Origin of the sequence: Pseudocolwellia sp. AS88, from assembly GCF_030551755.1 — a bacterium.
Lineage (GTDB): Bacteria > Pseudomonadota > Gammaproteobacteria > Enterobacterales > Alteromonadaceae > Pseudocolwellia.
Genome location: NZ_JAUPEC010000012.1, coordinates 13,500 through 26,595, shown reverse-complemented (window position 1 = coordinate 26,595; position 13,096 = coordinate 13,500). Strand labels below are relative to the sequence as shown.

The 13,096-nt window shown below is 34.9% G+C and carries 16 protein-coding genes; 4 read left to right on the top strand and 12 right to left on the bottom strand.

Going from position 1 to position 13,096, the window contains the following annotated elements:
* The first annotated feature begins 8 nt into the window (after positions 1-8).
* The 3 genes from Q5N69_RS10125 to Q5N69_RS10115 all read left to right on the top strand — a co-directional run bounded on the left by Q5N69_RS10125 (position 9) and on the right by Q5N69_RS10115 (position 739).
* Positions 9-203, top strand: coding sequence for a DUF1328 domain-containing protein (locus tag Q5N69_RS10125; protein WP_304368794.1), 195 nt, complete (start codon positions 9-11; stop codon positions 201-203).
* Between the two features lie 62 nt (positions 204-265).
* Positions 266-442 (top strand): DUF1328 domain-containing protein, encoded by a 177-nt coding sequence (locus Q5N69_RS10120; protein WP_304368793.1) that lies wholly within the window; start codon positions 266-268, stop codon positions 440-442.
* A 48-nt stretch (positions 443-490) separates the two neighbouring features.
* Positions 491-739: a hypothetical protein gene (locus tag Q5N69_RS10115; protein ID WP_304368792.1), complete on the top strand. Its 249-nt coding sequence runs from the start codon at positions 491-493 to the stop codon at positions 737-739.
* Positions 740-834: 95 nt separating this feature from the next.
* On the opposite strand, the gene Q5N69_RS10110 is transcribed toward Q5N69_RS10115, so the two are convergent.
* The 12 genes from Q5N69_RS10110 to Q5N69_RS10055 form a co-directional block, all read right to left on the bottom strand.
* On the bottom strand, positions 835-1,344 hold the full coding sequence (locus Q5N69_RS10110) for a lipocalin family protein (RefSeq protein ID WP_304368791.1): 510 nt from the start codon (positions 1,342-1,344) through the stop codon (positions 835-837).
* Between the two features lie 62 nt (positions 1,345-1,406).
* The gene (locus Q5N69_RS10105) at positions 1,407-1,757 is read right to left on the bottom strand and encodes a DOPA 4,5-dioxygenase family protein (protein WP_304368790.1); all 351 of its coding nucleotides are present in this window, start codon (positions 1,755-1,757) and stop codon (positions 1,407-1,409) included.
* A gap of 117 nt (positions 1,758-1,874) precedes the next feature.
* Positions 1,875-2,339: a hypothetical protein gene (locus Q5N69_RS10100; protein ID WP_304368789.1), complete on the bottom strand. Its 465-nt coding sequence runs from the start codon at positions 2,337-2,339 to the stop codon at positions 1,875-1,877.
* Between the two features lie 612 nt (positions 2,340-2,951).
* Complete coding sequence (locus Q5N69_RS10095; protein ID WP_304368788.1) at positions 2,952-3,197, bottom strand: hypothetical protein; 246 nt, start codon at positions 3,195-3,197, stop codon at positions 2,952-2,954.
* Position 3,198: 1 nt separating this feature from the next.
* On the bottom strand, positions 3,199-3,621 hold the full coding sequence (locus Q5N69_RS10090; RefSeq protein ID WP_304368787.1) for a hypothetical protein: 423 nt from the start codon (positions 3,619-3,621) through the stop codon (positions 3,199-3,201).
* Positions 3,622-3,638: 17 nt separating this feature from the next.
* Positions 3,639-3,953 (bottom strand): DUF883 domain-containing protein, encoded by a 315-nt coding sequence (locus Q5N69_RS10085; protein ID WP_304368786.1) that lies wholly within the window; start codon positions 3,951-3,953, stop codon positions 3,639-3,641.
* A gap of 268 nt (positions 3,954-4,221) precedes the next feature.
* Positions 4,222-4,650 (bottom strand): hemerythrin domain-containing protein, encoded by a 429-nt coding sequence (locus Q5N69_RS10080; protein WP_304368785.1) that lies wholly within the window; start codon positions 4,648-4,650, stop codon positions 4,222-4,224.
* Between the two features lie 293 nt (positions 4,651-4,943).
* Positions 4,944-5,930 carry a diguanylate cyclase gene (locus tag Q5N69_RS10075; RefSeq protein WP_304368784.1) on the bottom strand — a complete coding sequence of 329 codons (987 nt, stop codon included), beginning with the start codon at positions 5,928-5,930 and terminating at the stop codon, positions 4,944-4,946.
* 152 nt (positions 5,931-6,082) lie between these two features.
* Positions 6,083-6,634: a BON domain-containing protein gene (locus tag Q5N69_RS10070; protein WP_304368783.1), complete on the bottom strand. Its 552-nt coding sequence runs from the start codon at positions 6,632-6,634 to the stop codon at positions 6,083-6,085.
* Positions 6,635-6,953: 319 nt separating this feature from the next.
* Positions 6,954-9,344 (bottom strand): RND family transporter, encoded by a 2,391-nt coding sequence (locus tag Q5N69_RS10065; RefSeq protein WP_304368782.1) that lies wholly within the window; start codon positions 9,342-9,344, stop codon positions 6,954-6,956.
* 2 nt (positions 9,345-9,346) lie between these two features.
* The gene (locus Q5N69_RS10060; protein WP_304368778.1) at positions 9,347-10,204 is read right to left on the bottom strand and encodes a VacJ family lipoprotein; all 858 of its coding nucleotides are present in this window, start codon (positions 10,202-10,204) and stop codon (positions 9,347-9,349) included.
* A gap of 15 nt (positions 10,205-10,219) precedes the next feature.
* Positions 10,220-11,119, bottom strand: a complete 900-nt coding sequence (locus Q5N69_RS10055) for a mechanosensitive ion channel family protein (RefSeq protein WP_304368777.1) — start codon at positions 11,117-11,119, stop codon at positions 10,220-10,222.
* A 419-nt stretch (positions 11,120-11,538) separates the two neighbouring features.
* Between Q5N69_RS10055 and Q5N69_RS10050 the strand changes: the two genes are divergently transcribed.
* Positions 11,539-13,086: an ATP-binding protein gene (locus tag Q5N69_RS10050; RefSeq protein ID WP_304368776.1), complete on the top strand. Its 1,548-nt coding sequence runs from the start codon at positions 11,539-11,541 to the stop codon at positions 13,084-13,086.
* Positions 13,087-13,096: the final 10 nt, after the last annotated feature.

The following is a 13,096-nucleotide window of genomic DNA, read 5'->3' as shown; positions in this document are numbered from 1 at the left end:
GAGAACACATGTTAACTTTAGTATTAACCTTTTTGGTTATAGCAGTTATTGCAAGCATATTCGGTTTTGGCGGAACAGTTGGAGCCGGTATAGCAACACTAATAGCTAAATCAGTATTCTTTATTTTTATCGTGTTATTGGCCATTTCGTTAACAATTAACGCCATTAGATGTAAAGCGGAAGAAACAAGAATTAGGTTTTAATTTAATACTGAGTTACAAGATTCAACACACTACTTTAACTATCAATCGAAAAGGAGAAACGTATGTTAGGTTGGGCATTAACCTTTTTTGTTATCGCCATTGTTGCAGCCATTTTAGGTTTTGGTGGCATAGCAGGAGCAGCTACTGGAGTAGCAAAAGTTATATTTTTTATTTTCATCGTATTATTGGTTATTTCATTAATTTCCAATGCTATACGAGGTAAAGCACCAAAATCTTAAATGAATAAGTGCAGCTTACAACCCTTTTTATTTTTATGGAGAATTACTATGAACATTAACAAAAACAAATCATTACTAGTATTAACAATTGTTGCAGCTTTAGGTTTAGCAGCATGTAGTGAACAGAAAGCAGAAACTGCTGGTGAAAAAATTGATCATGTAGTTTCAGACGCAAAAGATGCAACATCTGACATGGGCGATTCAATTAAAGATGCCGCAACAGATGCAGGTAATGCCGTAGAAGATGCCTGTGAAAACGTTAAAGATGGATTAGGTGCAGAAGATAAAGACTGTTAATTCATAACTTTATAGCGAACATCAGTTCTGGACCTCCCCTTCCAGCGCTGATGTTCGCGCTTTTATACACATTTAATTTATACTTAAAATCTGTTTTACTGCTCTACATAAATAATATTTTTGGTATTAAAACCACGCGCTTTCGACATAGCCACAAATTTGTTCAGAATCTTCTTATCAACCGTTGGTGTTCTGGCTAATAACCACAAATACTCAGTATCTGGCCCCGAAACAAAAGCGTATTGATAATCCTCATCTAATTCAAAAACGACATAAGAACCATAAAACGGACCAAAAAACGAAACCTTTAAATACCCCTGCGTAACGTCATTAACAAAATATGCCTTACCTTCAGCCTGATTCCACTGATTATCCTCTTTAGAAAAACCACGATTAATCACCTTAACGCCACCATCGTCTTTTAAACTGTATTCAGCCGATATTTGGCTTAAACCACGTTCAAAAGAATGATCCAATCGAGCAATCTCGTACCACTTACCCAAGTATTTTTGTAACTCAAAATCAGATGCCGGCTTTACCGATTCAGGCATACCTAAACAACTACTTAAAAGAAATACACTAATAATGAGTAAAACTTTATTCATGATGCACCTTATAAAACTAATCGCTTATTTAACCAAAGTTAAAAAGAGAATGTTGTAAATACCTATAGAAACATGCTTAAGTTTAGCTGCTTTTCTTCACCTAGCCAGTAAGCATAATCAGTATGATCTTTTAAGTTGTTACCCGTTAGGCCGTGAACAAAAATAGTTAAACCCTTTCGATGTGCTTCAAGCCACAAAATAAAGCCATCAAAATCTTGAGATTCAAAAATTACTTGGCAACTCCAACAAGGATGAGGTCCCACAGGTTTTTCATGAAAACGCCCAACCTTTAGATCAAAGTTTGTATCAATAGCATCACAAAGCGCTTTCGCTTGCACAGCAGTTGTTGCATCAAAATAGATATGAGCGTGGTAGGCAGCGTGAACATTTACGGGAGGTTTAGGTTGTTTCATTTTGAGGTACCAGGTTGGGTGATATTTTTTGGGGGATAGTCTTCTCAATGCAATAAGGAGATATCCGCTAAAAACATGGGAGCACCAGTGTCACATTTACAGAGTGTGTTAGACAAATTACTCGTGCCTTGAATAAACCACATTTGCCACCAAATGTGGTTCAAATAATTTATGATACTTAAATGTACAAACTTGCCTGTTAGGATCAAAATTCTGTGAATGATAATCTTCTAGATCTAAGCCATCATGCCAGTTTGAACCAGATATTCGTTTAACATAAATATGTGAATCAAACTTTAAATTAAGTATAGAAAACACATCTAAAATACAGGCACCTGAAACTATAATAGGATTTTTAGAAACAATATCCAGATATAGTTTATCTAAATCAAGTCGATCGACATAATAATGATTGCCACCAGTTTTAATAATATAGTCATCGAGATCTAAAGTTGGGACGGCTAAGGATTTAGATAACTCTTGCGCTAGATAGCTTTTACCTGAACCATTAAACCCATCAACAAGGATAATATTCTTGGTCGATAAAGATATAATTATTTCACCTAACTCTAACGTTTCCATTATTTGCTAACATTAAAGTACTGTGTAAATACAGGCTGAGAAAGGTTATTTTTCAACCTTAGATTTCGAACTTGGTCAGGTGTGAACTCATGAACATTGATTAAACATAGTACATCAAATTTACGCATTGTAGTTTTATCCATTACACCCGATTTTTTTAAGACCTTTAGCCGTTCTATGAACTGATTTTAAAATATCACTCATTGTATGCACCTACTCGTATTAGCTCTCCAGATTAGACAAGGTGGTCGAATTCAATTTGATCAAAACCAAGAAACTCTCTAGTCTTTATAAATAAAAGTATACTCCACTAGGGTATATTTTTAACACTTAAAATCAATACCTAAAAACCCATGCCTATATTATTAATTATGAAGCTAATAACTTATTATGTGACTATTATTTATACACAAAGGTATTGAAAATACAACTTAACTGGTTGAAGTGTGAAGGAGGATTTAATTCTGCTTTATTGGCAAGGCAGGTTATTTATAACGTTAAAGTCACGACTAAATTAGGAAGGTTTTCTAGCCTAGTTAATTTTGATTAAGCGGAACTGTTGTTCGAGGGGTTCACTTGATAAAAAAGATAAAGATATAAACAATAAGAACTCTACAGCTTCATCAATATCTGCATTAAAGCAGGCAGTGCTGATTTAGAAGAAGTGCTAGGTTGGCTTAACATTCCTTTAGCGAAGCCAGCGCCGAAAGAAGCCATAAGACCTTCTTTAGAAGCAAGTAAGGTGTTGATGTTGGTTTTAACCACTTTGCTTGTGTGATTGTCGAAGGCACAAGCAGCGGTATAAATTTGCAGTGCATCTTCTGCTGCTTTGATTTCGTCTTTAATAATAAACTTCATGTTATTCTCCTTCAGCAATTTTCGCGACTGTTGTGTGAAATCCCACTAAATCCCATATTTTTCTAAGCTGGCTAAACAACCATAAACCTAAAGAAGTATTGATGATCAGTAATAAAATTATAGATAAACTTAGCGATTGAATTAATTTATAAACAATTAAGCCAACGCCTATATTTAACAGTATCCAAACTACGGCGGCGATCACCACTAAGGTTAAGCTAATAGCGAACGAAAGTAAGACAGCGCTGAGGCTAAGTTTAGCCTCAGCAGCTATTAGGTTTTTAGACGCGATTAGCCTGGCGATTTTACTTCCAAATAACGCCTCAATACTTTCGTAAGTTTTCTTGAACGATGCTGCTTGTAAGTCTAGCTCGTTATCATGAGGTTGTTTTTCAAACGTGTTATTTTGCTCTGAAGTATCCATGCTAATCTACGCCTCGGTTATTTTCTTTTTAGAAGAGATGAAACCAGCATACCTACAGTAAATGCGATACCTGCGGTTGCTACAGGGTTTTCTACGGCATATTTTTTAACAGATGATTTGTTCCATTTGTCTTCAATTTCGCTTTGCTTTTGCGCCAGCGTTTCTGAGCTACTTTGCGCAGTTTCACGGATCGTTTGTTCCGCTTTACCTGCTTTGCCAGCTAATGTATCAACTGAGCTGTGTAAGGTGCCTTGTAACTTATCAGTAACTGGATGCTCTTCTTGGATAGTTTTTTCTAAATCAGCTTTAGTTGCTTGTTTTGACTGTGCCATGTTGATTTTCCTTTTCAGTTATTGAAATATACAATTTTCATTGCGATTACGTTATTTTCGTACTTATAACGTTGTCTCATACTTAGTGTTGCAACTAGCAAGCCAAGACTTTTATTCAACAATATCAATAACTTGACAAATATGGGTTCATTGATATTTAGAAAGGTATGTAAATATTGCAAGGGAACTTGAAAGTTTTGCAAAAAAAAAGCGCCCGTTAAGAGCGCTTGTATTTAATCAATTCAAAATAGTGACGTAACTATCAGCGTTAAGAAGCCATTTCGGTGAGGTAATTATCGGCCATTTTGTTTTTATCTTTTTCGGTAAGTGCTTTACCTGCTTGTTGAAAAAACTCGTGTTCTTCTTCTGCTAGATGATGATCCACTTTATGAGCCAGCTTTTTAAAGGTGGCTAACCATTGTGGTGAACTCATGTCTAGTTCATCTAATTCGGCTATGTACTTATCTATTTGATGATGCTCGGCAACACCATGACGCGAAAGATCTACTGTATTGTCTAGCTGCATTAGGGGCGCATAAAAGTAACGCTCTTCAGCGACAGCATGAGTTTCAAGTTCTGTTTTCAGCTGCTGATAGTATTCACTTCTTACATCTGACTTTCCGTGCGTGTCTAATAACAGGTTGATAAGTGCTCTTTGTTTGTCATGATCGTTTCGTAGTGCTTCAAATATTTTCATCTTTATCTCCTAAAGTTAATGGTACCCATTTGAATAATTAATCAATGGGTATTAAAGGTCCTAATGCCTTTTAAATGCGGTATTATCTTTAAAATTTACGGGATGGTTATTTAGGCGTATGTTCGCTATACCAGCAGTAACAAGTATTAGTTTTTACTGATATGTTTGGTGATTTTCTTTTATTCATTTTCTTTAAGATGAATAAAAGTTGGTTTACGTATGATTTTATCATCGGATACCTCTGCTTTAAGAAAAACAATCCTGTGGTTTATGTGTAATAAGCCTAACGTAGACTAGCTAGCGTATTGGTTACGACCATTTTTCTTAGCTTGATACAATTTAGCATCAGCTGCTTTTAATAGCTCTGTTGCAGTAAAGTCAGCTTTCTTCTTATATGTAGGTGAAAAAGATGTGACTCCAGCACTTATGGTAACCATGCGTTGACTCGCTTTAGCTGCAGACTTAATGTTTAAGCTACTAATAGCCTCAATCACATCATGTGCTATTTTCTCTGCGCCAGCTAAGTCAGTAAAAGGCAGTAAAATAACAAACTCTTCGCCACCGAATCGAGCAACGAGATCTTTAGATCTAAAATTAGACCTTGATATAGTTTGAGCAATTAATGTTAAACACTCATCACCTTTTACATGACCAAATTCGTCGTTATAAAGCTTAAAGTGGTCAATATCTATCATGATAAGAGAAATAGGACTTTCTCCTCTTATTGCCGTTGTCCAATCTTCTTTAAGCTGAAGATCAAAGCGCATTCTATTCGCTATACCCGTTAAAGAATCAGTTCTTGAAACATGTTCAAGCTCATGACTGCGCTGAATTAGCTTCATTTGATTTTTTACACGGTTAAATAGAATGTTGCTTGGCGTTTCACACGAAATATAATCTATAGCGCCTAATTCTATGGCTTGCTCTTCTTCATATTCATTGTAGTGATCACTTACAAACATCACTTGAATATCTTTGGTTGTAATATGCTGCTTAACAAATTTACAAACATCTAATCCAGACATATCTGATAACTGAACTGAAGAAAGAACAAGATCTATATTTTCGTCTAATACAATTTTTAATGCCGTTACAGCATCGTGAGCAATTTTGATTGAATAATCATGCTTAAAAATATCAACCCAGTGAGCTAATTGGTTGTCATATTCGTGCACAAGTAAAATGGTTAAGTTTTCTTTTACTCGCGTGACTAAATGAAGGTTATTTTTAGCTGAAGCTAAATGATGAACTTTATTATTAGCCTCCTTCACGGTCTTCATTCCATATTCTCCAATTATCCGTAACCTGGTTGAGTTTGTAAGCTTAGTGATGATTAATTAATCAACACTTATGTATAGACGTGAATAACCATAGTTTCCAGTTAAAAGCACACATAAGTGTGCTTTTTTTTTAATCAGGCCAATTTAAACGATTAACTTAGCGCGACTTCTAGATTATTCACCACTGACTTCACATCTTTGGTGTTGTTGGCTATAGCAACAGCTAATTGTTTTGCGCTGTCTGAACCTACTTTACCTGTTAGTGTTACTACACCATCATTAACTTCTACTTCGATGTTAGTACCACTGACTTCTGATTCTAATAAAAGCTTAGCTTTAACAACGGCTTCTACCTTCGAGTCAGTTAACGTAGCAACAATGGTGCTATTTTCTGGTTCTTCTTCGTTAAGTACAGTAAGTTTGTTATCTACTGATTTAACGCCTTCTAAGCTTTGTACTAATTCCGCAGCTAGGGCTTTGTCTACTTTGCTATCGACTTTCCCTGTTAAAATAACTACGCCATTTTTAACGTCTGTGTTTATATCAAAAGAATTTAAATTTCCGTTAAATAGTAAAGTGCTTTCGGCTTTACCGTCTAACCATGCATCTTTAGATTTATCTTCCCAAGTGTTATCAGCATATGCTGCAGATGAACCAAGAGTTAATAAGCTTAACGTAACAATAGAACGAATTGAGTTGTTCATAGTAATCTCCTTTTAATTAATTCACTTTAACTAATGCCACTTCTGTGCCAACAAATAAATAATTGATTTTAAAGAACTAATCCAACAACAACCAATTCAAACTAGAATATCTATGGCTTGTTTTACATGCTGTTATGTAAAAATTACACAGCGGAGAACCATTTATTCTTTATCTGTTTTGTATAAAGTCTGAATATAAACACTAGAAATAAAAACGCCATTGTCACTACAACAATGGCGTTAATAAAGATCACTTTTGTTAAAAATTATGTCATTATTTTTTAAAACAATAACTTAAAGCATTCTAAACCTTGTTTTCTCAGCTTTTGCGAAGGTATTTTTTTAGCATCACAGGTAAAATGGTAATGTCTGTTATTAATGCCACAACCATGGCAATACTTGTTAGTAAGCCAAACAACATACTAGGTACAAAGTTTGAGAATATAAGTGAGCCAAAACCAACCACTATAATGGTAGTTGTGTACATTAATGCGTAGCCAACAGACACATTGGTTTTTAAAACCAGGTCGGTATTTTCTTTATTATCAGTATTTTTTAACTCACTTAAATATCTATGAACGTAATGTATGGTGTCGTCCATCGATATCCCCATAGCAACAGCAGCGATGGTTATGGTCATTAAATCGAGTGGTATCGCAAAAATCCCCATTACTCCCATAATAATTGCAGTGGTTATAAAGTTAGGTACTAACGCGATAAGCGCTACCTTGATTGATGAAAAGATGATCATCAAGGTAATTGCCATAGCGCTATAGACTATGGCTAAGGTTAATATTTGCGAGTCTACTAAACGCGACAATATATCTTCGTACAATATAAATAAGCTGGTAAGTTTGTATTCTTCTTTTTGAATACCTAACTCAGCTAGATTTTTATGAATTGTAGTTAATAGCTCGGCACGGTTTAATCCTTCGGTACTGTCTTGCACGCGCACCGAAATACGTGCTTGATTATCTTTTTCAGAGAAATAAGCACCAAACAAATCTTTTTGTAAATCAGGTGACAAGCTTTTATACAACAAGGTGAGTTCGTATTCTGTTAAAGGTTTACCGTTAACGACTTGCGCAATTTTAGTAAAATCTGCCAACGAGGTAATCGAGCCAATAGCTTTTTGCTCAGCCAGCATATTTTGAATACTAGTAACGGTTTGAACGGCTGCTGCAGAGATCACTAAATCTGTTTTTATTTCACTTTCAGGAATAGTGTATAAAACATCTAACGGAGTTGAACCACCAAACTGTTGATCAATAAAAGTAAGCTCTTTGCGCACATCAGTAGATTCATCAAAGTAATTTAGAAAGCTGTTTTCTGCAGTTAAAAGCAAACAACCACCTAAGCCAATAGCTGTTAATAATAATGAACCGACAACTAAACGTTTAGGTTTTTGGTTAACGGTTTTAGCGCACCACGACATGCCAAGCTCAATGCCTTTATGTTGCGCTACATAAGATTGTTTATTAAAAAAGGCGAGTAATAAGGCAGGGAAAAATACCAAGCTCACTAAAAAACTCACCATCATGGCAACTACCATCATCCAGCCAAAACTAATAACCGGTTGAACACCACTAAATATAAGCGAACCAAAACCTATTGTGGTTGTTAAGCCAGCATAAAAACATGGGCGGATCTTTTGCTTTATGGTTTGTAGTACTAGTTTTTTATGAGACCAGTCTTGATGGTTTGTGACTAACTCTTGGTAATGAACAATCAAGTGAATGATCATCGCCAGCGACAAAATAATTTGTAGAGCAAAAACATTTGCTGAAATAACCGTTACTTTAAACGCTAAAGCCGTTAACAAACCTACTGTAATAATGACACTCGAAGCACAGCACACAATAGGTAATAACACCCAGCTTGTACGACGAAACAGATAAGCCAAAATAAAAATAACTAAGGCAAAAATCGCTGAGCCAAACAGTAATAAATCATTCTGTATAATTTTGATCAGCTCATAAGTCAGTAAATTATTCCCACCTAAGTAAAACTCTCCACTGCCTTGATAAGGTTTTAATATTGTTCGTATTTCTTCAATTTCATTGATGCGCTTTGTTTCTAGCTTTTTATTGGCTAGTGTTCTTTTGTCTCTTAAGGTATTTAACTGCGAACGCTCTTTCTCGTTAAGTTCACGTGTTAGTAAGTTTTTCTTAATGTTGATGATTTGATTATTTAATTCAACGAGTTCAGGTTCACTATTAAAAATCACCTGTAACGATAAAGCGGTTTGCTCTTTGTTAATTAATAAATCTTCATACAATGGATGATTTTTCAGGCTCAATAACAGTTGATTTTTAGGAAACTTTTGTTCTTCCCACGTTAAATTTTGAATATCTGTAGAAAATGCTTCAGCGGCAGAAAAAATAGGAACATTTACAATACTATTCACTTTTTTAACGCGAGCAATAGTAGAAATTTCCTTACCAATATCAGATACAGTATTTAATGTTTCTTCGTCAAAAACACTGTCGGTTTTAGGCTGATAAGCGATAAGAATGAACTCTTCTGAGCCATAACGCTGATCTGCTAACTGGGTTAAAATGAACTGCTTGTTGTCGTCTACCAGCAAGGTATCTGCAGAAGCATTAATTTCGAAGTTTCGAGCCTGCCATGCTAACGCAACGGTAATTATGCTAAATAAAAAACATAATGCGTAAGCCGTGGCTTTATAGTTAAGTTTATATTTAGGCATAATTATTCTTCTGTGGTTTTAGGTGTAAAAGTTTCTTGGCGTTTAGCATTGCCATCGCGTTGTAAGTTTTGCATGTAGAGATTTCTAACAAATTCGTATTTGTTTTCTACATCACCAAGTACCTTAGGGTAATTAGATAAAACTGGAACTTGTGATTGTGCGGCATCAAAAATCAACAATTGCTGTGCTGCACTTTCGTCGTTAATAAAATTAAGTGGGTGAGCAAAATAATTAAAAGTGAGGGAGCCTGTATCTCGAAAATCTGATGGTCCTAATAAAGGTAAAACAAGATAAGCACCATGACCTACCCCATAAGACTGCAAGGTATTACCGAAGGTGGTTTTGTTTCTTTCAATTTTCATTAAATCATCTGCTGCATCAAATAAACCTGCTATGCCTACAGTACTGTTAACCACTACACGTTTTATACTTGCCCAACTTTCAGAGAAGTTGCCCTGCAGTAAATGATTTAATGCATACAGCGGCTCGCGTAAATTGTAGAAAAAATTGGAGATGGCTTCAGCAACAGCTTCGGGCATTATTTTCTTATAGCCTTCAGCTAAGGGGCTTAATACATAGGTATAAGCAGTATCGTTAAACGAGAAGATGGGTTCGTTAATAAAGCGTAATGGATCTTCAGGCGAAACAAAACTCACAACACTTGGCTGGCTCATTACATCGGTTTCGTATGGACCTTTTTGAGGTTGTTCTTGCTGAACGTTTACGCCAGCTTGCTCTAACGAAGCATTCTCTGGCGTAGATGAACATGCCGATAATACCGTAAAACTGAGTGCTACAAATATGTAAGTCAGCTTTTGGTTTATTCCCGTTATAAAATTATTTTTATGAGCTTTTAACATAGTAGCCTCTTGTATTTATTTAGCTTGCTCAGCTAACACAGCACCTAACTCTTTACCGCCTTTTGCGCCAAAGTCGAGTGTTCGAATAGGAAATGGAATTAAGATATCTTCTGCTTCTAAAGATTTTTTGATACGTGTGATGGCTTCATGTCTTGCTCCCATAAAGCCAGGTTCTCCTGGGTAATCAATCCAAAACCAAACTAGCAGGTTAATACCACTATCACCAAAGCTTTCGGCAAATACTGCTGTTTCATCTTGTTTTATAACAAAATCACATTGATTAATTGCTGCAACTATTACATCGGTAGCATGTTGAGGATCATCGGCATAAGAAATAGATACAGGAACTTCTACTTTTCTGATACCTAAAATAGAGAAGTTAGTCAGAATGTTACGGAATAATATTTTATTAGGAATGATTTCTATCTGACCTGAAAAGGTTTCAACGAGTGTATTTCTTAGGTTAATCATTTTAACGGTACCGAACACATCATGAGCTTGGATAACATCACCCGTTTTAAAAGGTTTTCTTATCCCCATAACAATGCCAGCAATTAGATTTTCTGTCATATCTTGAAAGGCAAAACCAATGGCTAAGCCAATAATACCGGCACCAGCAAGTAATGAAGTTACCGTACCTTTTAAACCAACAAAGTCTAAACAAATGAATATACCCACCATGATCAGCGCTGTTTTCAAAATACCGGTAATGAGATCTGCAATTTGTACCGAGTCAAAGGCTCTTCTCAAGCCTCTTTGTAATACTTTGCCAACAATACCAACAAAGAAAGAGAAGAAAATAATAAAGACTACTGCAACAATAAGATTAGGTATGTGTTGCACACCTGTTTCTAACCAATTGATAAGCTTATCTTGAATAAGCTTCCAATATTTATCTATATTTAATAAATCCATTATATTTCCTACACTCAGTATTATTTTTATGTACGTATGTGTAATGCAGAGCAATATTCACGCCTAAATATAACAAACTGATAAATAGCGACTTTATTTATTCAATGGGATAGTTCTAAAGATAAAAGAGTATTTTTTACAAAAAAATTGTTAATTATTCACTATACCTATTGGGTAAATGAATTATTTACTGTTGTAGAGTTTTGGTGGTTTATTCAAATGGTTGACTGATTTGGACTAACTCATCTCATTAGCATACAGAGGCTACTAGAGCCTTTTAAAACAAGTTTCTAAGGTAAGTCTATTTTATTTAAAGAAATTTTCACACTTAAGTTGATGAAAGCAAACACCCTGCTATTATTATATTAGGTTATTTATTACAATTTTTATGCTTATCCTGAATTGGATTAGGAAGATACATGCCAAACCAAAGGAATTTGAAAACAATAGAGCTGATAAATTTTGATCTTAATCAAATAAATTTAGCGCCTATTTTTGATGACGTAATGGAGCAAACTCTCAAAAGTTGTAATGTGCCGTATGCTTTTATTCAAATAATAAATCCCCAAAACACGCTCCCTTTAGTTAAAGCAAAAATAGGCTTTGATGGAGAGGTTAGCTATAACTATTCTATTGCTAATCGGTTAACGGATAACGATAATTTTTTCCAAGTTGAAGATATTAAAACTGAAAAAGCCTTTGAAGATAAAACCTCTCCTTTAGCTAGTAATCAAATCCATTTTTATGCAAGTGCTCCACTCATTTCAGTTAAGGGTGATTTATTAGGTCACCTTATTATAATGGACACAGAAGCTAAGCTTTTAGATGATACCCAGATCTCATTCTTAAACTTATTAGCAAAGAATGCAGCAGTGCAATTTGAACTTGTTAAGAAAAATGATCAGTTCGATCGTATCTTAGAAATATATGCTCTGATCAGTGAAACTAATCCAGATATTATTTTTGCAAAAGATAGAGAATTCAAAATAATTCATGCAAATTCAGCCTTTATAAATTTATATCCTAAAGAAAGCCGCGATAAAATTATTGGTTACACCACAGTAGAAGGCTACAAGAAAAAAGATACCGCTGTGTTTTTAGAACAAGACATCATCGCCTTTGAAAAAGGAATGTCTGAAGTTATAGAAAAGGTTGCTTTTCCTAGTGGAGAAACTAAAACCTTATTCACAACAAAAAAACGCTTTAAAAGTGCTAATGGTGAGGACTATATTCTTGGTATTGGTCGAGATATTACTGAGAATGAAAAACTTATCAGCTTATTGAAAAAGTCTAATAAAGATTTAGATGAATTTGCTTATAGCGCATCCCATGATTTGAAATCACCTTTAAATGCTATTGAAAATTTAATTGATTGGATAGAAGAAGATACTGAAGGCAAGCTTGATGAAGATAGCCAAGAACACTTTCGCTTAATTAAGAAACGCGTTGGTAGGATGCGCAGATTGGTAGAAGACTTACTTAGTTATTCTAAAATAGAACGATGTGGTCAAGAAATCGATAAGTTAAGTTTACAAGCCGTTGTTACTGACTGCTTGTATTTATTAAACATGCCTGAAGAATTCACCATTAACACGCAAGACATAACGGTTTTCTTACCTAAAATACCGCTAGAAATGATATTAACTAATCTTTTATCTAATGCTATTAAACATCACACCAGTAAAAGCGGCACTATTGATGTTACTTGCATCGAACAACCAAATAGCTATCAATTATCAATTACCGATGATGGCCCAGGCATTGATCCCAAGTATCATGAAAAAATATTTAAACGTTTTAACAAGCTTGCCTCGAAAGACGAAATTGAAGGCAGCGGTTTAGGTTTATCTATGGTGCAAAAAGCGATTAATTTCTATGATGGAACCATCAGAATTGAATCTGAAGAAGGAAAAGGTTGTAAGTTTATTATTGATTGGCCTAAAGTGAATAAAGCCTCAAACTCATAATCTAATCGAG

Bases quoted from the DNA above. Each gene is read 5' to 3' on its own strand.
- Q5N69_RS10125 (WP_304368794.1), top strand. From the start codon at position 9: ATGTTAACTTTAGTATTAACCTTTTTGGTTATAGCAGTTATTGCAAGC.
- Q5N69_RS10120 (WP_304368793.1), top strand. From the start codon at position 266: ATGTTAGGTTGGGCATTAACCTTTTTTGTTATCGCCATTGTTGCAGCC.
- Q5N69_RS10115 (WP_304368792.1), top strand. From the start codon at position 491: ATGAACATTAACAAAAACAAATCATTACTAGTATTAACAATTGTTGCA.
- Q5N69_RS10110 (WP_304368791.1), bottom strand. From the start codon at position 1,344: ATGAATAAAGTTTTACTCATTATTAGTGTATTTCTTTTAAGTAGTTGT.
- Q5N69_RS10105 (WP_304368790.1), bottom strand. From the start codon at position 1,757: ATGAAACAACCTAAACCTCCCGTAAATGTTCACGCTGCCTACCACGCT.
- Q5N69_RS10100 (WP_304368789.1), bottom strand. From the start codon at position 2,339: ATGGAAACGTTAGAGTTAGGTGAAATAATTATATCTTTATCGACCAAG.
- Q5N69_RS10095 (WP_304368788.1), bottom strand. From the start codon at position 3,197: ATGAAGTTTATTATTAAAGACGAAATCAAAGCAGCAGAAGATGCACTG.
- Q5N69_RS10090 (WP_304368787.1), bottom strand. From the start codon at position 3,621: ATGGATACTTCAGAGCAAAATAACACGTTTGAAAAACAACCTCATGAT.
- Q5N69_RS10085 (WP_304368786.1), bottom strand. From the start codon at position 3,953: ATGGCACAGTCAAAACAAGCAACTAAAGCTGATTTAGAAAAAACTATC.
- Q5N69_RS10080 (WP_304368785.1), bottom strand. From the start codon at position 4,650: ATGAAAATATTTGAAGCACTACGAAACGATCATGACAAACAAAGAGCA.
- Q5N69_RS10075 (WP_304368784.1), bottom strand. From the start codon at position 5,930: ATGAAGACCGTGAAGGAGGCTAATAATAAAGTTCATCATTTAGCTTCA.
- Q5N69_RS10070 (WP_304368783.1), bottom strand. From the start codon at position 6,634: ATGAACAACTCAATTCGTTCTATTGTTACGTTAAGCTTATTAACTCTT.
- Q5N69_RS10065 (WP_304368782.1), bottom strand. From the start codon at position 9,344: ATGCCTAAATATAAACTTAACTATAAAGCCACGGCTTACGCATTATGT.
- Q5N69_RS10060 (WP_304368778.1), bottom strand. From the start codon at position 10,204: ATGTTAAAAGCTCATAAAAATAATTTTATAACGGGAATAAACCAAAAG.
- Q5N69_RS10055 (WP_304368777.1), bottom strand. From the start codon at position 11,119: ATGGATTTATTAAATATAGATAAATATTGGAAGCTTATTCAAGATAAG.
- Q5N69_RS10050 (WP_304368776.1), top strand. From the start codon at position 11,539: ATGCCAAACCAAAGGAATTTGAAAACAATAGAGCTGATAAATTTTGAT.